22 protein-coding genes and 1 pseudogene are annotated in these 15,307 nt (G+C 58.5%); all 23 read left to right on the forward strand.

Annotated features, from left to right (window positions below; translation table 11 throughout):
- The first annotated feature begins 104 nt into the window (after positions 1-104).
- Positions 105-674, forward strand: a complete 570-nt coding sequence (locus AC27VJ_RS04200; RefSeq protein ID WP_488682922.1) for a head-tail connector protein — start codon at positions 105-107, stop codon at positions 672-674.
- Between the two features lie 3 nt (positions 675-677).
- Positions 678-1,010, forward strand: a pseudogene (locus AC27VJ_RS04205) (phage head closure protein); the annotation flags it as partial.
- Positions 1,011-1,071: 61 nt separating this feature from the next.
- Positions 1,072-1,485, forward strand: a complete 414-nt coding sequence (locus AC27VJ_RS04210; protein WP_488682924.1) for an MT-A70 family methyltransferase — start codon at positions 1,072-1,074, stop codon at positions 1,483-1,485.
- Positions 1,482-2,138, forward strand: a complete 657-nt coding sequence (locus AC27VJ_RS04215) for a regulatory protein GemA (protein ID WP_488682925.1) — start codon at positions 1,482-1,484, stop codon at positions 2,136-2,138. Before AC27VJ_RS04210 ends, AC27VJ_RS04215 begins: the two co-directional genes overlap by 4 nt.
- Positions 2,138-2,587 (forward strand): ASCH domain-containing protein, encoded by a 450-nt coding sequence (locus tag AC27VJ_RS04220; RefSeq protein ID WP_488682926.1) that lies wholly within the window; start codon positions 2,138-2,140, stop codon positions 2,585-2,587. The genes AC27VJ_RS04215 and AC27VJ_RS04220 overlap by 1 nt, the downstream gene beginning before the upstream one ends.
- The gene (locus tag AC27VJ_RS04225) at positions 2,584-2,805 is read left to right on the forward strand and encodes a hypothetical protein (protein WP_488682927.1); all 222 of its coding nucleotides are present in this window, start codon (positions 2,584-2,586) and stop codon (positions 2,803-2,805) included. The genes AC27VJ_RS04220 and AC27VJ_RS04225 overlap by 4 nt, the downstream gene beginning before the upstream one ends.
- The gene (locus tag AC27VJ_RS04230; RefSeq protein WP_488682928.1) at positions 2,793-3,182 is read left to right on the forward strand and encodes a helix-turn-helix domain-containing protein; all 390 of its coding nucleotides are present in this window, start codon (positions 2,793-2,795) and stop codon (positions 3,180-3,182) included. The genes AC27VJ_RS04225 and AC27VJ_RS04230 overlap by 13 nt, the downstream gene beginning before the upstream one ends.
- 105 nt (positions 3,183-3,287) lie before the next feature.
- Complete coding sequence (locus AC27VJ_RS04235) at positions 3,288-4,271, forward strand: glycoside hydrolase family protein (protein WP_488682929.1); 984 nt, start codon at positions 3,288-3,290, stop codon at positions 4,269-4,271.
- A gap of 2 nt (positions 4,272-4,273) precedes the next feature.
- Entirely contained in the window at positions 4,274-4,807 is a 534-nt protein-coding gene (locus AC27VJ_RS04240) for a hypothetical protein (RefSeq protein ID WP_488682930.1), read from the forward strand.
- A complete protein-coding gene (locus tag AC27VJ_RS04245; protein WP_488682931.1) occupies positions 4,804-5,028 on the forward strand; it encodes a TraR/DksA C4-type zinc finger protein in 225 nt (74 codons plus the stop codon). The genes AC27VJ_RS04240 and AC27VJ_RS04245 overlap by 4 nt, the downstream gene beginning before the upstream one ends.
- Positions 5,025-5,417: a DUF2730 family protein gene (locus tag AC27VJ_RS04250; protein WP_488682932.1), complete on the forward strand. Its 393-nt coding sequence runs from the start codon at positions 5,025-5,027 to the stop codon at positions 5,415-5,417. Before AC27VJ_RS04245 ends, AC27VJ_RS04250 begins: the two co-directional genes overlap by 4 nt.
- A complete protein-coding gene (locus tag AC27VJ_RS04255) occupies positions 5,410-5,724 on the forward strand; it encodes a VpaChn25_0724 family phage protein (protein ID WP_320202455.1) in 315 nt (104 codons plus the stop codon). Before AC27VJ_RS04250 ends, AC27VJ_RS04255 begins: the two co-directional genes overlap by 8 nt.
- Positions 5,725-5,726: 2 nt before the next feature.
- Positions 5,727-6,098: a phage protein Gp27 family protein gene (locus tag AC27VJ_RS04260; RefSeq protein ID WP_488682933.1), complete on the forward strand. Its 372-nt coding sequence runs from the start codon at positions 5,727-5,729 to the stop codon at positions 6,096-6,098.
- Positions 6,095-7,084, forward strand: a complete 990-nt coding sequence (locus AC27VJ_RS04265; RefSeq protein WP_488682934.1) for a hypothetical protein — start codon at positions 6,095-6,097, stop codon at positions 7,082-7,084. Before AC27VJ_RS04260 ends, AC27VJ_RS04265 begins: the two co-directional genes overlap by 4 nt.
- Entirely contained in the window at positions 7,081-9,714 is a 2,634-nt protein-coding gene (locus tag AC27VJ_RS04270) for a LamG domain-containing protein (RefSeq protein ID WP_488682935.1), read from the forward strand. The genes AC27VJ_RS04265 and AC27VJ_RS04270 overlap by 4 nt, the downstream gene beginning before the upstream one ends.
- Before the next feature lie 158 nt (positions 9,715-9,872).
- Positions 9,873-10,664, forward strand: a complete 792-nt coding sequence (locus tag AC27VJ_RS04275; protein ID WP_488682936.1) for a DNA adenine methylase — start codon at positions 9,873-9,875, stop codon at positions 10,662-10,664.
- A gap of 561 nt (positions 10,665-11,225) precedes the next feature.
- Positions 11,226-11,633 (forward strand): phage major tail protein, TP901-1 family, encoded by a 408-nt coding sequence (locus tag AC27VJ_RS04280; protein ID WP_488682937.1) that lies wholly within the window; start codon positions 11,226-11,228, stop codon positions 11,631-11,633.
- Positions 11,633-11,995 carry a gene transfer agent family protein gene (locus AC27VJ_RS04285; RefSeq protein ID WP_488682938.1) on the forward strand — a complete coding sequence of 121 codons (363 nt, stop codon included), beginning with the start codon at positions 11,633-11,635 and terminating at the stop codon, positions 11,993-11,995. The genes AC27VJ_RS04280 and AC27VJ_RS04285 overlap by 1 nt, the downstream gene beginning before the upstream one ends.
- A complete protein-coding gene (locus AC27VJ_RS04290) occupies positions 11,992-12,213 on the forward strand; it encodes a rcc01693 family protein (RefSeq protein ID WP_488682939.1) in 222 nt (73 codons plus the stop codon). Before AC27VJ_RS04285 ends, AC27VJ_RS04290 begins: the two co-directional genes overlap by 4 nt.
- 280 nt (positions 12,214-12,493) lie before the next feature.
- Positions 12,494-13,072 carry a phage tail tape measure protein gene (locus AC27VJ_RS04295; protein ID WP_488682940.1) on the forward strand — a complete coding sequence of 193 codons (579 nt, stop codon included), beginning with the start codon at positions 12,494-12,496 and terminating at the stop codon, positions 13,070-13,072.
- A gap of 290 nt (positions 13,073-13,362) precedes the next feature.
- Positions 13,363-13,995, forward strand: coding sequence for a phage distal tail protein, Rcc01695 family (locus AC27VJ_RS04300; protein WP_488682941.1), 633 nt, complete (start codon positions 13,363-13,365; stop codon positions 13,993-13,995).
- Entirely contained in the window at positions 13,992-14,876 is an 885-nt protein-coding gene (locus AC27VJ_RS04305) for a DUF2163 domain-containing protein (RefSeq protein ID WP_488682942.1), read from the forward strand. Before AC27VJ_RS04300 ends, AC27VJ_RS04305 begins: the two co-directional genes overlap by 4 nt.
- Positions 14,873-15,307 carry an NlpC/P60 family protein gene (locus tag AC27VJ_RS04310; protein WP_488682943.1) on the forward strand — a complete coding sequence of 145 codons (435 nt, stop codon included), beginning with the start codon at positions 14,873-14,875 and terminating at the stop codon, positions 15,305-15,307. The genes AC27VJ_RS04305 and AC27VJ_RS04310 overlap by 4 nt, the downstream gene beginning before the upstream one ends.

The raw sequence follows: 15,307 nt of genomic DNA on the forward strand, positions 1-15,307 counted from the left end.
CTCCCCACCTGTGGGGGAGATGTCCGGCAGGACTGAGGGGGGTGAGCCACGGGCGATGAGAGACAATAGTTGCTGCTGCAACACCCCAATTCCCCGGAGACACCATGACCTATACCACACTAACCCCGCCCCAGGCGGAGGCGTTGACGCTTGCCGATGTGAAGGCGCATTTGCGGCTGGATGGCGCGGATGAGGATGCGCTGCTGGTATCGCTGATCACCACCGCGCGCGAGCATCTGGAACGCCAGACCGGCCTGTGCCTGATGCGCCAAAGCTTTCGGCTGTATCTGGACGCGTGGCCGGAAAGCGGTGTGATTCAGATTGCGAAGGGACCGGTGCAAGCCATCGAAACGATTCTGGTTTTCGACGATGCGGGCGAGCCTGCCGATATCACCGACAGGGACAAGCTGCTGGACGGGCAGGCGCGACCGGCGCGGCTGTGGCTGCGCCAGCCGCCTGCGCCGGGGCAGCCGCTGAACGGTATCGAGATCGATTTTACCGCTGGTTTTGGCGAAAGCGGTGCGGATGTGCCGGATACGCTGAAGCGGGCGATGCTGGTGCACATTGCGCATATGTTTGCATTTCGTGGAGCGGTTTCGCCTGCCGACCAGCCCGCCGGTGTGCCGGTTGGCTATGAACGGCTGATTGCGCCGTTTTGCAGATTGGGGCTTTGAGCGATGAACCTGACCTTTCTCGACCCCGGCCAGCTGACGGCGCGGCTGGAGCTGGAGGCACCGGAAGAGCTGCCTGACGGGCAGGGCGGTGTGACGGCTGGTTGGCGGTTGCTGCGCTCTCTCTGGGCGGCCATCGAGCCAGTTTCGCAGGGGGCTTACGAGCGCGCATCTGCTGATGGTGTGGCGGTGACGCACCGCATCTGGGCGGGGTTTCGCAGCGATATCGAGGCGGGCATGCGGCTTCGCAAGGGGGCGCGGGTGTTTGCGGTGAAATCGGTTGTCGACCCGGATGAAACGGGCCGCTTCATCGTCTGCCGCTGCGAGGAGGAAAGCCGATGGCGAAGGCAAGTCTGCCCAGGCTCATTACAAGTGCATGCCGATCGACGAGATCAAGGCCATGCCAGTTCTCGATCTGGCATCGGAAAACTGCATCCTCTGGCTCTACGCGACCAATCCGATGTTGCCACAGGGTTTGGAAGTCCTGAAAGCCTGGGGCTTTGAGTATGCAACAGCGGGATCGTGGGAAAAGACCACGGTCCACGGCAAGCAGGCATTCGGCCCAGGCTACATTTTCCGTACGTCGAATGAGCCAGTTCTCATCGGGAAACGCGGTGAGCCTAAAACCACGAAGTCGGTTCGCTCGTCGTTCCGTGGGCTGGCTCGGGGCCATTCCGTGAAACCTGAAGAGGGCTATCGGCAAGCGGAAAAGCTGATGCCTAAGGCCCGCAGACTTGAACTCTTCAGCCGCACAAACCGTCCAGGCTGGACGGTATGGGGTGACGAAGCCGGAAAATTTGGAGAAGCAGCATGAGCATGCAACGCGCAATCTTTGGCGGTTTCCGCCAGTTGGATATCACAGATGAGGACGCCCAGCGCGCCATCTACACCCGCGTGACCGGCCAGTCCCGCCTTTCGCTGATGACAGCGCCGCAACAGGATGCCGTCCTGGTCGAGTTGCGCCCCCTCGGCTACAAGCCTGTCGCAGTTACCCGCCCAAACGGTCGTCGCAAGCTCGACGGCCGGTTTGCGCCGAAGATGCAGTCGCTCTGGATTGCGGCTTACAATCTCGGCATTGTCGAGAACCGCGACGACGCGGCGTTGACCGCCTTTGTCAAGCGCCAGACCGGCATCGACAGCGCCCAGTGGGTCAACAACGCCGGTGATGCAGCCAAGGTGGTCGAGGCGCTGAAAGGGTGGATCAGCCGTGAAGGCGGTGTGGATTGGTCTGATCGCAAACCGTGCCAGCCGTACGAACCTCGCTACGGCTATAAGATTGCCCTGGCACAGCATGCGATGTTGCAGGCGAGCCTTTGCGAGGGCTTCTGGCCCGTTGTCACTGCCATCCTCGATCGCGGAATCAGTTATCGCGGTGTCACGGATGCCGAGTGGGTCATGGTGATGAACCATTTCGGTAAAATGATCCGCGCCCGTAAGCCATCGGGCAAGAAAAAGGCGGTCAGCTGATGGTCGCGTACAGCTTCAAATCGTTTTTCAGTGGCCAGATCGAGAGCGGCTCGAAGTGCCAGACGGTGCGCGGTCATCGCCCGCGCCACGCCCGGCCGGGTGAGCGCGTGCAGCTCTACCAGGGCATGCGCACGAAACATTGCCGCAAGATCATGCCGGACGTTGTCTGCAAGGCCGTGCTGCCGATCGACATCGCCATCAGTGACCTGATTGATGAACTGATCGCCAGCATCATTGTGGACGGCATCCATCTTCATCGCGATGAGATCGAGGTGTTTGCGCGACAGGACGGTTTTGCGCCGGAGCTGCTCGGCGATCTGATTCCGGCAAAGCTTCGTGGCCGCACAGCACGCGAGACCATGGGAAGGTTCTGGATTGCCAACCATCCCGGTGTGACGACGTTCTCCGGCGTCCTGATCCGTTGGCAAGCGGAGGCTCTGTCGCCATGAAACAGGGCGTCGTTTCCTCTGCTGTCATGCCGCTCTTCGGCTGGCCGGAGCAGCGGGAACTCGACGCCCTGCAATCCAAACGCGATCAGCTGGCGCAACGTGCTGCCAAGCTTCCGCGTTTCTCTCACAAACGTCTCGAACTGGAAGTGCGACTGAAAACCTTGACTGAAGAGCAACTCGAACTGTCGAACAGGATTACACGGGCATGCCGCACCTGACAGACCGCGCATATATGACGCCGTTGCTCAACCGGATCGCCGATGCTGTCGGTGAACCGGCTGCTGTCATTTTGGGCCGCGAGAAAGCGGGCGAACGCATTTCTATTCCGAACACCATGTTGCCGGGCCACTGGTTGGCTCAACTGATCGGCATCGAAGCCGCCAAGGTCATGTCAGAGAAGTTCGGTAGCCAGAAACTAGACATCCCCCCAGCACTGGGAGGCGACAAGCGCCGCCGTGCCGTTACCATTGCCCAAATGATCGATAAGGGTTATTCCATCAACACGATCGTCCGCATGACCGGCGTTTCACGCTCAACGGTCAAGGAACATTTGAAGAAGCGGCCACGCGATGACGGGCAAGGATCGCTTTTTTAGAAATGGTTCCCAGGGGGCCGTTTATGGCCCGCCGACAACCACCCCGAACCGCTCCATTAGTCCAGTCTACCGAGGCGATTTAAAGCCTCTTTGACGGGGCTTTTAATGACCACCAATTCCTCAGTTTCTATTCAAGTCAGCCCCAAGGGCCGCAAGTTCATCTACGGCCATGAAGGCGTTGTCACAAAGGCCTATCGCGATGTCGTCGGTGTCTGGACGATCGGGCCGGGCCTGACCGCCGCTTCGGGTGTCATCACGCCGAAAGCTGGCATGATCATCACGTCTGAAGAGTGCGATCGCCTCTTCGATCTCGCCGTTGCCAAAAACTACCTCCCGCGTGTCAAGAAAGCGATGGGCAACCTTGCAGGTCAGCAGGCGATCGACGCTGGCGTTTCCTTCGACTGGAACACCGGCGCAATTTTGAAAGCTTCGTGGGTCAAGTCCTGGCTGGCCAGCAAAACTGCCGAAACCCGCAAACGTCTCGGCCTCTGGAACAAAGCTGGCGGCAAGGTCTATCGCGGCCTGACGCGCCGCCGCGAGGAAGAGGCCGACATCCTGCTTCGCGGTTTGTACGCCGGTCAGATCGATGCTGCCCCGGTCGTTGATGAGGCATCACGCTCTGCCGTGTTCGTTATTTCCGTCACGGCTGCCGAGGCGGACGAGATCCGCTCCGGTCTCAACAAGATCGGGTTTGACGCCGGTCTGGTCATTGGCAAGGTTCGCCGCGTGGCCGTCACCGATTTTCAGAAAGCCTACGGGCTGACGGTTGACGGCAAGATTGGCAAAGCAACGCTCTCGACCCTTCAACGCGAGATCGATGCCCGATCCAAGACGAAGAAGGGCGTGACGGCGACAGCAGGTAGTGTTGCATCCGTCGCTACGGACCAGGCTGTTTCCAGCGCGGCGACTCCAGCGCCAGTCGATCCAACGGCTGTCGTGCCAGATTACTTGGCATCATGGGTTGGTGGAGGTATCGCGATTGTGGCGCTCGCCTACCTTGCATGGCAGGCCTACCAGTATCGTGACATCATCGCAGTGCGCGTTGCCGACAAGGCTCCGCGTCTGGCGAACTGGCTGCGGAGCTTTTGATCATGAGCGCAGCCATCATCTCCATCATTCTGGGTGCGGCCGCAAAGGTCGGTGCACCCATCATCAAAAGCGTTCTGGAAAAACACGTCGGCGGGCTGGCCGGAACGCTGGCCGGTACCGTCGTTGACCAGGTCGCTGAACGCCTCGGCGTCGAGCCTGAAGCGATCCCGACCGTAGACCAGAAAGAGATCGACAACGCCGTCAGAGATGTCGATGACGCCATGCCCGAGGTTATTGCGCTTTATCAAAAGGGATTGGAGGGGCAGTTTGCCTTGCTCCAGTCCGAGCAGGCCGAAGGCTTCTGGCCGTCTGCCTGGCGCTGGGGCTGGATGTATCTGCTCGCCTTTTTCTGGGTTTGCGCGCTTTTGATATTCCCGATTTTTCGCGCACTCGGTTCCACGCTTGAAGCGATGGACCTTGCCACGCTCATGACGCTCACCGGCTGGTTTATCGGCCTCTACATGGGCGGTCACACTGTGAAGGAACTGGGGCGGCAGGCCGTTGACGCCGTAAAGACATGGAAGCGCACTCCATGAATTTCGGCGGTAATGCCGCCCTCGATCAGGCGGAACTGCGCGCCGAACAGGAGCGCGAGACAAGCATAGCTGCGGCGTCCGCCGTAGTGTCAGCGGCTGGCAGGAGCGTGTGCCAGGACTGCCCAACCATAATTTCCAAAGAGCGGCGTGCTGCGGCACCTTTCGCCCGGCGCTGCATTGAGTGCCAAGAGTTCCATGAAATGGAGAAGCGGCACAAATGACAACTGCGGAAATAGCCCTTTACGTCAGCCTCGCCTTGGGTGTGATCGCGATCTTCGGCCATGTCAAAGTCTGGATGAACTCCGGTGAAAAGGAACTCACCAAAGATGTGACAGCGATCAAAGCGGACCTTGCGGCCAATGTCGCGGCGCTCAAAACCGAAGACGAGGCGCATCAGCGCAAGCTGATTGATCACGACCGACGCATCCAGAGCATCGAAAGCGACATGAAGCATCTCCCCGACCGGGAGAGCCAGCACCGTCTGGAGCTTGCCCTTGAGAAGGTCAACGGACGTCTCGATACCCTCAACGAAACGCTAAAGCCGATCAAGGCAAACGGTGAAGCGATGAACGAGCTACTAATTGAAAGGGCTAAGCAGACCAATGTCTAACATCGGTATTGACTGGGTACGCATACGCCGCGAGCGCGCCCGGCTGATCATTCTCAAAGCGCTGGCCGAACAGGAAAACGGATCGCTCGACAGCAGCATGATTGAAGAAATCTTGCCGCTGTTCGCTATTCGTGAAACCCGTTTGTGGATTCATGAGCAGATGCAGTTCCTGGCCGATCGGGACGCGGTGACACTGGCGAAAGCCGGAACCGTCATCATCGCTACGCTGAACAAGCGCGGACGCCGTCACCTTCAGCGCGACACGACGATCGAAGGCGTGACGCGCCCATCCGAGCCAGGCGAATGAGCATGAAGGGGCGCGGTCGACTTTCAGGCATTGAGATGCTGCCCGAGGCTTGCGGGGATGCTGTCGCATGGGCTGCCTCAGAACTCCAGAATAGAGAGCGGACACAGACCGACATTTACGAAGAATTTGTTGGCAAGCTCGAAGCGATCGACCGTGAATATCGCGGCGAACTGGAGTTCTCGATTCCCTCGTTCTCGGCGTTCAACCGGTATTCGATCCGCCTTGCAACTTTAACGCAGCGGCTTAACCAGACGCGTGAGATCGCCACGACGCTTGCCAGCAAGTTCGATGCAGCTGCTTCCGACGATCTGACCCTGATCGCATCGGAGGCCATCAAGACGCTTGTGTTCGAACTGGTAGCTCCGACGGTTTGACGGCTGCAACGGCCAACCTGCACACGGATGTTGTCACTTGGAACCTTCCTGCAACATCGCAGGCTCTGCCTGCGCCACTTCCAGTCCAGCCGGGGCAGCGCTCAATCCGTATTGACAGCACCGGGCTGAAAGTCGCTAAACCCGGTTACGATGTCGATATTGCAACGCCGTCGCAGCTAGCCGTTTCCTCGGCTATGCGCCCGATCAAGATAGTTGCGGCTGATGATATAGCCATCCCGCAAGGGGCAAGCGAGCATCTGTTACCGGTCACCATTCCCGCCAACAGCGTCTGCGATGTTCAATATTACGTTGGGTCTGAGCTGGTCTATCCCGCCCTTCCTCGTACGGAGACAATAGGCGCAGACTGGCGGCTGTTGAGTGACCGCATTCAGTTTCAAAACTCTGGTGTCGCCTGCCGCGCCCGCTTTGTTGTGATGGCGAATGACCAGATCAGCCAGACCACTGGTGATAATGAGGTTTTTCGGCAGTTCGATTTCAACGGCGAAAACGTGGTGCAATTCCTGAAGCCGGGGGCAAGTCAAAATCCATCCTTTGCCGACACTGTCATAGATAGTCGTTGGCCCGCCCTGCGCATTCTCAAGGAAGGATACTTTGATGTAGCTGCCGGTGCCCAAATCACCAATGTTCCGATCGACACCACCGCCTACTTCCCGTTCGTGAAGTTCATGGTCAATTGCGGTGGCAAATCGATCAACAATATCGAAAACTATCAAGCGTCGGTCAGGCCTCCGACTGTTGGTATGGCGCGCCTTAATAGCTCTGACGGCTGGTTTGAAACAGGCGACACCACCTACGCAAAGGTAACGGCAGCCAACGTCGCCTTTCACACTTTTCGAGGTAGGGTCAAATACTACTACTGGATTTACAATTCCAGTTCCGGTTGGAGCCTGAGAACAGTCACGCCCGACGAAGTCCGTGGCATCCGCTACTACATTTTCGGCATCCCCAAAAAGGAAACACCATGACCGCTCTCTATAAAGACGGCACGATTTCGCTTGTGAACGGTTCACCCATCATCCTTGGCAACGACACAGCATGGAAGGTCTCGCTGATCGTCGGGGGGACTGTCTTCGTTGAGGTGGACGGTGGCAACCCGTTGCCCATTCTACCGGACGATAGCGGAACCGCTAACGTCCATCCGATCAGCGACACGCAAATGACCTCGGCCATCAACTGGACCGGCCCGAGCGGCACTTACAAGTATGCCCTGGTTCGCGAAGCCTCCTATACGCGCCAGCAGTCGTTGAATGCTGAAAAACTCGGGAGCCTCATTAGTTTCTACGATAACGACACCATCGCAGCGTTGTCATCCGTGGACGGTTTGCAGGACCACATCTTCGTGTTTACCGGACCAACCACCGGCGCGCTTGTTTCGCGGACTTCTTTGATCCGTGGTGCGCAGTTCAACAAGGCGGTCGCAACGCTCGACCAACTGGCGCAGTATGCGAGCGAGGCTGCAAACTTTTCCGTCCTCGTCGGTGATATCGGCGACGGTCGAGCCGCTTTTTTCATCAAGCGGAGCGATGCTGACGGTGACTGGTTGCCGCCATCGTATGTGACCGGTGTGCAGGGTGATAAGGGTGATTTCACCACTATTTCTTTTGATCCGGTTGAAACACTCCCTGCAGAAAACAATGCTGGCCTGATCGTGACGGAAGACGTTCCCGGTTCGGTTCGCATCAAGCTGCAAATCCCGCGTGGCCTTCCCGGCGACATGGTGGGGCCGAACATTGCAGTGGTCGGAACACCTGCGGGGTTTGCCGATACTACCGGTAAGACATTGCGGGCACTGGTGCCTGCCGAGTTGCGCGGCTGGCTTGGCCTGTCTGCCCAAAACGTGTCGTTCGACAACAGCACGGCGAAGATCACCGGCGTACCGGCCACGGTCCAGACGGCAATCGAAAATGTTGCTTCCGTCGCATTCTCTACCAGCTCCACCATGGCGCTTGAACTGGCCGATATCAAAGGCACGGTTTACGCGATGAGTGGTCTGATTGCCGATACTTTCGATGACCAAAGCGGCGTTAACCTCGGCGTCGGCGGCGTCGATCAATACACAGTTTCATTGCTGCACTTCGATAACGTTCCGGGTAAAAACCAGATATCGGATGTGGGTTTCCCGCAGGTAAAGCACTCTTGGTCGGCTTTGGGCGACGCGACTATTAGTTCGGCTCAATCAAAATTCGGCGGTTCATCGTTGGCGCTGGACGGAACCGGAGATTACATCATTGGTGAGAGCCACCCAGACTTCACCTTTGGAACGGGTGATTTCACAGTCGAGGCATGGATTTTCCGAAATGTCATAGGTGCCAGCCATTCGATATTCGAGGCCCGTACCGCAGCTACGTCTGTAGCGCCTTACCTGTATATTCCGGCAACTAATTTGCTTGTTTACTACGTCAATGCTGCTGCGCGTATCACTTCAACCACTGTTTTTCAGGCTAACCAATTTTATCATATTGCGATAAGCCGAACGAACGGCGTGACCAAGATGTTTGTAAACGGGGTGCAGGAAGGTGTAGATTATGTAGATGCTAACAATTACCTTTTGAACGCTGCGGGGCCACGCATAGGCGTGGACCTTAGCGCGGCAAACGGGTTCAACGGGTTTATTGATGAATTCCGTATCAGCAAAGGTATTGGTCGCTACGCCGCAAACTTCACCCCCGAAGTTGCACCTTTCGGAACAGTGAGCGGAACCGCGTCTGCAAACTACGTCTACGATCAAGCGAACGGCTGGTATGCCCCTGCTATCCATGGTCGAATGTCATGGACTACCGAACTTACCGCCGAAACAGCCTATGCAGCCTACAACTTCCGAATGGTCATCAACCCTGTAGCTATCCGGCTTTCGGGCAGTAGATTCCGCCTGCAATTCAGCGGAACGGTCGGGGCCACGAATAAGCAAATAGATAACGTCTTCATCGGAAAGAAAGCCGCTACAGGTAACGCTTGGGATTTTGCAGAAGCCCCGATCCGAGTAACGTTCAATGGTGGGCAGAACTTCGTAATCCCTCCAACCAACGGGTTTATCTGGTCTGACTGGATCGAAATGCCAATCGACAATACCCAAGCCTACGTTGTGGCGGTGCAGTTCGCATCCACTGTTTCACAACTCGTCAGGCACAACGGGGGTCTACGCGGCGGCTTGTCTTACACGGCCTTCAGCAAGGCCAGCGCCGTCGATGAAAGCTCTACGTTAGCGCCTGTGACCTATACAGCCAACGCCGGATGGACATGGTCTTTGAACGGTATGGAGGTGAAAGACACCGCCAGCGTTTACCGGGCGCAAACTCTGCAATCCAAATCGTTCAACTCGGTGACTGTGCCTAAAAGCTTGCGGCTTTCGCTTCAGGTGTACGGAACTGAGCCAATCGTGCCGAATGTCGATTTGATTGGCCGCGTTTCTCGCAATGGCGGGGTGACCTGGTCAGATGTTCCTTTGAGCCTTGGCATGGACTACGGCACCATTCGGACGTTCGAAGGCATTGCCGATGTTCAGGGTCAGCCTTCCGGCCACGCTGTCCAGTGGCAGGCCGCAACGGCAGACGGAAAGAACGTCGTTCTTTCCGGCGTCGTCGAACAATTTAAATGAGCTAATCCGGCATAGACCGGGTGGCCGGGGTGATTCTACGCACCCTAGCGATGGGCCTAAGTTTGGCGACCAGACCCATCCGACAGCGCAAATCGATAACTGTCACACCCGTACCCTGCAGGGCGGGTTTGCTGTGACTGAGTCGAGAGATATTTCAAATGGTGAATCTGATGCCGGTGGCTCCGGCCGCCCCTGCCGCTCCTTATATCGGTGGAAAACGTATTCTATCAAAGACGATTATCGCCAAGATCAACGCCACGCCGCATGAAGGCTATGCCGAGGCGTTTGTTGGAATGGGTGGCGTCTTTCTCCGTCGCAGTCTTCAGCCGCGTATGGAAGCGATCAACGACATCAATGGCGATGTGGCGAACTTCTTCCGCATTCTGCAGCGCCACTATCCGCAGTTCATGGACACGCTTCGTTTTCAGATCACAAGCCGACGAGAGTTCGATCGGCTCTCGAACGTTGATCCGTTGACGCTGACCGATCTCGAACGCGCCGCGCGATTCCTCTATCTTCAGCGCACGGCCTTCGGCGGCAAGGTCGATGGGCAGAGCTTCGGCGTCACGATGCTGGGTGCAAGGTTCAATCTAATGAAGATCGGGCCGCAACTGGAAGCAATCCACGAACGGATGGCCGGTGTCGTCATCGAGCATCTCCAGTGGCGCAAGTTCATCGAGCGCTATGATCGGCCGGGCATGCTCTTCTATCTCGATCCGCCGTACTGGGGAAATGAGCGAGACTATGGTGACGGCGTCTTTGGCCGGGCAGACTTTGCAGAGATGGCCGGTATTTTAAGCAGTCTTAAAGGGCGCTTCATACTGTCCTTAAACGCCGTTAAAGGTGTCTTCGAAACGTTCTCGGCTTTTAAAATTGAGGAGGTTGATTGCACATATTCGATTGGCGGGATTGCCAAGCCGGTTCGCGAGGTGATCATTTCGAGCCAGTAGTGCTTCAGCTCTTAGACTGGTGAGGGTGGGCCAGGCGATTATGTTCAGCGACCTGCTTATCAAAGTGTTCCTCGACGCTCCTAACCGCTTCTGATCTTGAGGGGGTGTACCCACCCTGCGGCATCACTAGAACTCTTATCTTTCTTGAGTGACCGCCGTTCCACAGCCACTGGCCCTTCATCGGGCCAGCCTCTTGGAGCGATATTCTACCCACAGCCTCGCCTTCGATGAAGCAGGAATAGTCCTCAAGCGGCTTGCCGTCTAAGCCACTCTCACCCGGCCACGTTCGACGCCATGGGTAGCGTCTTTTGTATTCCTCATCATGGTGGGTCTGGTCACTCATTCGATGGCCTAGGTCGCGTCCGTTGGGGCACAGGCTTATCGAACGAAACTGTTGCCAACCGTTCTTGCGCTTAGCGCCATTCGATTTTGCGCGCTACACCTAGAAAATCTACGACTTAGCTGATGCTAAGATCGTGATTTTCTTTCCTCTCCCACAGGGGGAGAGGTAACCCAGCCGCGCTGTCTCCATCTCATTTTCTTTTTATGAAAGGACACATCATGGTGGCGCAGAAGGGGAAAGACCTGCTGCTGAAAATCGATAATGGCGGGGCGTTCGTGACCGTGGCCGGGCTCCGCACGAAGCGGCTGGCGTTCAATGCCGAAAGTGTCGATGTGACGGATGCGGAAAGTGCCGGGCGCTGGCGGGAATTGCTGGCGGGGGCGGGCATTCAGCGGGCGGGGCTGACGGCATCGGGCATCTTCAAGGACCAGCAGAGCGATGCGCTGGTGCGTGGGCAGTTCTTTGCCGGGGCCATTCCCGGCTGGCAGATCGTGATCCCGGATTTCGGCACCGTATCTGGGCCGTTTCAGATCACCGCGCTGGAATATTCCGGGCGGCATGATGGCGAGGTGCAGTTCGAAATCGCGCTGGAATCGGCAGGTGCCATCAGCTTCGGAGCGCTGTGATGGGGGCCGCGAATTTCGGGCGGGCCAACCGCAGGCGCGGCGAGGTGGAGGCGGTGCTGGATGGCGAGCGGCGCATTCTGTGCCTGACGCTGGGTGCGCTGGCGGAACTGGAAACCGCCTTTGCCGCCGATGACCTGACGGGCTTGGCGAGCCGCTTTGCCAGCGGACGGATGAAGGCCGCCGACATGATCCGCGTCATTGGTGCCGGGCTTCGCGGTGCTGGCAACGTGTTTTCCGATGACGATGTGGGGGGCATGAGCATCGAGGGTGGAATTGCCGGTTATGCAACGATCGTGGGAGACCTCCTGACCGCGACCTTTGCCGGAACCGGCACGGAGGGGCAGGCCACGGCTTCCCCTTGAGTGCCGCAGCGGGTTCAAGCCCTGATCATGGTGCCAAGCCCTTTCCCTGGGGGCAGGTGATCCATGCGGGCCTGAGCCTGCTGCGGCTTTCTCCAACTGTTTTCTGGGCGCTGACGCCCATGGAGTTTTTTGCCATGACGGGTGGGATGAGGCCCAGGCGTGATGGGTTGGATCGCGGTGGGCTGGAGGGGTTGATGCGGCGGTTTCCTGATGGGTGAGGCCTAATTTGTCGCATAGCGGAGCTGTGGAGATTATCTCTCCCCTTGTGGGAGAGAAAGCAATTTCAACATCTTAAGCTCCGCTTAAGTGTTAGAAATTGCAAGTGAGGGGTCTGACCTCGGCGCAAGCGGCGGAACCCCTCACCTAGAAAATCTACGACTTAGCTTTCGCTAAGATCGTGATTTTCTGTCCTCTCCCACAGGGGGAGAGGTAACCCAGCCGAAACCGCAGCAATTCCAATTCCCTAGCTTCCCAATTTGAATCAGAAAGGCAAGGCCGATGGTTGATGAGACGAGTTTTGCTGGCCAGCGTGATGAGGCGCAGGCTTTGGCTGATGTGATGGAGGATCTGGAGCGGCGGTCGCAGCGGTTTGGGTCGGCTTTGACGTCTGCGCTGCAGGCCGCGACCACGGGTGGGAAGGGGTTGGACAGCGTGTTGCAGGGGCTGGGGACGCGGCTGTCCAATATTGCGCTGTCTGCCGGGTTGAAGCCACTGGAGAACATGCTGTCATCGGCGGTGAGCAACCTGACATCGGGAGCGGGATCGCTGTTTGCCTTTGCCAATGGCGGCGTGCCAGGGAGGGTGACACCGTTTGCCGAGGGCGGGGTGGTTTCGAGCCCGACGTTTTTTCCCATGGGTGGCGATATGGGGTTGATGGGTGAGGCGGGCAGCGAGGCGATCTTGCCGCTGAAGCGCGGGGCGGATGGATCGCTGGGCGTGGCTTCTGCCGGGGGCGGTGGAGGCACGCAGATCGTGTTTAATGTGACGGCGAGCGATGCGGCGAGTTTTCGGCGTAGCGAGGGGCAGATTTCGGCGATGCTGGCGCGGAGTGTGGGGCGGGGGCAGCGGGGGCTTTAGGTTGGCGTGGACGTGTTTCGTGGTTGGCGTTGCGGGTGGGGCTTACCCCCCCTCTGTCCTGCCGGACATCTCCCCCACAGGTGGGGAGATCGACTCGTGGCGGCCACTCGGCCATCTCTGATGTCGAGATTGAGGTGGGTGTTCGCGCCCAGCTGATCTCCCTCCTTGTGGGGGAGATGTCCGGCAGGACAGAGGGGGGTGAGCCACACCCGCTGTCGCTTGATGGCGGAAGAACGCAAGCGGGATGCTATCCGCAAAAAATTTCACTTAAATTTAGGAAAATCAAATCCATGGCAGCATTTCATGAGGTGCGGTTTCCGTTGCGGTTGGCGTTGGGGACCAGTGGTGGGCCGGTGCGGAGGACGGATATTGTCAATTTGTCCAATGGGCGGGAGAACCGGAACCAGCGGTGGCGCAATTCCCGGCGGGCTTATGATGCCGGGTCGGGAGTGCGCTCTGTGAGTGACCTCTATGCGGTGCTGGAGTTTTTCGAGGCGCGGGGCGGGCAGCTTTATGGGTTCCGCTTTCGTGATCCGGTGGATTTTAAATCCTGCCCACCGCTGGCGGTGCCGAGCGCGATGGATCAGCGGATCGGGACCGGGGATGGGGTGACGGCGGCGTTTTTGTTGCAAAAGACCTATGCCGATGCCGGTGGCGGGTGGACGCGGGCCATTGCCAAGCCGGTGGAAGGATCGGTGGTGGTTTCGGTGAATGGCGTCGTGACCACGAATGTCAGCACGGACCATGCGACGGGGATCGTGACGTTTGCGGCGGGGCATGTTCCTGCTGTCGGTGCGGCTATACGGGCGGGTTTCGAGTTCGACGTGCCTGTGCGGTTCGATATCGACCGCATCGATGTCAGCCTGAGCGCCTTCGAGGCCGGGCGTATTCCGTCCATCCCGCTGGTGGAGATTTTGCCGTGAAACAGGTGCCAGAGGATTTTGCCGCGCATCTTGGTGGTGAGGCGACGACGACGTGCCAGTGCTGGAAAGTGAGCCTTCGCGATGGTGCGGTGCTTGGTTTTACCGAGCATGATGAGCCGCTGACCTTCGGCGGTGTGACCTATTTGGCTGCAAGCGGATTTCAGGCGGGTGAAAACGACAGCGAGACGGGGCTCGCGGCCAGCAGTGGCGAGGTGGCGGGTGGGTTTTCCAGCGAGGCGGTGAGTGAGGCCGATCTGGCGGCGGGGCGTTATGATGGCGCGAAGGTGGAGCTTTACCTCGTGAACTGGCAGACGCCGGAGCAGCATGTGCTGCTGAAGGTGCGCGAGATTGGCGAGGTGACGCGGGCAGGCGGTGCCTTTACGGCGGAGCTGCGCAGTTTCGCCCACAGGCTGAGCCAGCCGCAGGGGCGAGTCTATGGCAGGCGGTGCGATGCGGCGCTGGGTGATGCCAGATGCGGGGCTGATATTGCGGCGTTTCGGACCGATGGCACGGTGGTCTCCGTGGATGGCAGTGGGCGGATGGTGGTGTCCGGGCTGGGCGCTTTTGCGGAAGGTTTTTTCAGGCAGGGCAAACTGATGTTTTCAAGCGGCACGAATGCGGGCCGCAGTTTCGATCTGGATGCCCATGCGCTGCGTGACGGGGTGGCGAGTTTGAGTTTCTGGCTGCCGCTGGAGGTCGCGCCGCAGGTGGGAGATGTTTTCACTGTCACGGCGGGGTGTGACAAGAGCTTTGGCGTCTGCAAAGCCAAATTTGCCAACCACCTGAATTTCAGGGGCTTTCCACATATGCCGGGGGCGGATTTCGCCTATTCCTATGTGACGAGCCGCACGCAGCATGATGGCGGAGCGCTGTTTTCATGAGCGGGATTGGCGAAAGGGTTCTGGCGATTGCCGAGGGCTGGATCGGCACGCCCTACCGGCATCAGGCCTGCATGAAGGGCGTGGGCTGCGATTGTCTGGGCCTTGTGCGCGGCATTTGGCGCGAGCTTTATGGTGATGAGCCTGAACTGCCGCCGCCCTATGCGCGCGACTGGGCGGAGCGTGGTGGCGAGGACCGGCTGATGGCGGCGGCGGCGCGGCATTTTCAGCCAGTTGCCAGCATGGCGGACGCGCTACCGGGCGACATGCTGCTGTTTCGCTGGCGGCCGGAATTTGCGGCCAAGCATGTGGGCATTCTGGCCGGACCCGACCACTTTATTCATGCCTATGAGGCGGCATCCGTACTGCGCTCGGCGCTGGTACCGTCTTGGCGTAGGCGCATTGCTGGCGTTTTTCGATTTCCGGAGATGTGA

Source organism: Agrobacterium sp. 20P9.1.2, from assembly GCF_057799395.1.

Coding starts and splice junctions, on each gene's coding strand:
- AC27VJ_RS04200 (WP_488682922.1), top strand. CDS start 105: ATGACCTATACCACACTAACCCCGCCCCAGGCGGAGGCGTTGACGCTT.
- AC27VJ_RS04210 (WP_488682924.1), top strand. CDS start 1,072: ATGCCAGTTCTCGATCTGGCATCGGAAAACTGCATCCTCTGGCTCTAC.
- AC27VJ_RS04215 (WP_488682925.1), top strand. CDS start 1,482: ATGAGCATGCAACGCGCAATCTTTGGCGGTTTCCGCCAGTTGGATATC.
- AC27VJ_RS04220 (WP_488682926.1), top strand. CDS start 2,138: ATGGTCGCGTACAGCTTCAAATCGTTTTTCAGTGGCCAGATCGAGAGC.
- AC27VJ_RS04225 (WP_488682927.1), top strand. CDS start 2,584: ATGAAACAGGGCGTCGTTTCCTCTGCTGTCATGCCGCTCTTCGGCTGG.
- AC27VJ_RS04230 (WP_488682928.1), top strand. CDS start 2,793: ATGCCGCACCTGACAGACCGCGCATATATGACGCCGTTGCTCAACCGG.
- AC27VJ_RS04235 (WP_488682929.1), top strand. CDS start 3,288: ATGACCACCAATTCCTCAGTTTCTATTCAAGTCAGCCCCAAGGGCCGC.
- AC27VJ_RS04240 (WP_488682930.1), top strand. CDS start 4,274: ATGAGCGCAGCCATCATCTCCATCATTCTGGGTGCGGCCGCAAAGGTC.
- AC27VJ_RS04245 (WP_488682931.1), top strand. CDS start 4,804: ATGAATTTCGGCGGTAATGCCGCCCTCGATCAGGCGGAACTGCGCGCC.
- AC27VJ_RS04250 (WP_488682932.1), top strand. CDS start 5,025: ATGACAACTGCGGAAATAGCCCTTTACGTCAGCCTCGCCTTGGGTGTG.
- AC27VJ_RS04255 (WP_320202455.1), top strand. CDS start 5,410: ATGTCTAACATCGGTATTGACTGGGTACGCATACGCCGCGAGCGCGCC.
- AC27VJ_RS04260 (WP_488682933.1), top strand. CDS start 5,727: ATGAAGGGGCGCGGTCGACTTTCAGGCATTGAGATGCTGCCCGAGGCT.
- AC27VJ_RS04270 (WP_488682935.1), top strand. CDS start 7,081: ATGACCGCTCTCTATAAAGACGGCACGATTTCGCTTGTGAACGGTTCA.
- AC27VJ_RS04275 (WP_488682936.1), top strand. CDS start 9,873: ATGGTGAATCTGATGCCGGTGGCTCCGGCCGCCCCTGCCGCTCCTTAT.
- AC27VJ_RS04280 (WP_488682937.1), top strand. CDS start 11,226: ATGGTGGCGCAGAAGGGGAAAGACCTGCTGCTGAAAATCGATAATGGC.
- AC27VJ_RS04285 (WP_488682938.1), top strand. CDS start 11,633: ATGGGGGCCGCGAATTTCGGGCGGGCCAACCGCAGGCGCGGCGAGGTG.
- AC27VJ_RS04295 (WP_488682940.1), top strand. CDS start 12,494: ATGGTTGATGAGACGAGTTTTGCTGGCCAGCGTGATGAGGCGCAGGCT.
- AC27VJ_RS04300 (WP_488682941.1), top strand. CDS start 13,363: ATGGCAGCATTTCATGAGGTGCGGTTTCCGTTGCGGTTGGCGTTGGGG.
- AC27VJ_RS04310 (WP_488682943.1), top strand. CDS start 14,873: ATGAGCGGGATTGGCGAAAGGGTTCTGGCGATTGCCGAGGGCTGGATC.